General features: G+C 50.4%; 1 pseudogene. It reads right to left on the bottom strand.

The features are described 5' to 3' along the window. Window positions 1-268 (bottom strand): annotated as a pseudogene (locus tag CVH10_RS21000) (replication-associated recombination protein A); the annotation flags it as partial.

Raw genomic sequence — 268 nt, forward strand, 5'->3', positions numbered from 1 at the left:
TCCACACCATAACCTTGTTGTTTCATCAGTTTGGTTGGTGCATTGCGCAGATGCAGTGGTACAGGCAATTCAGCCGTTTTCTCTGCCAAAGCCAGCGCCCGATTGATCGCCATATAGGTGCTGTTACTCTTGGCACTGGTCGCCAAATACACCGCACATTGCCCAAGGACAATACGAGCCTCAGGCATACCGATGGCTTGTACTGAACGGAAACATTCTCCTGCCATGAGCAGCGCATTTGGATTGGAGTTGCCAATATCTTCCGATG

The sequence above is a fragment of the Halomonas sp. ND22Bw genome (assembly GCF_003011945.1).
Taxonomy (GTDB): Bacteria; Pseudomonadota; Gammaproteobacteria; order Pseudomonadales; family Halomonadaceae; genus Halomonas; species Halomonas halophila.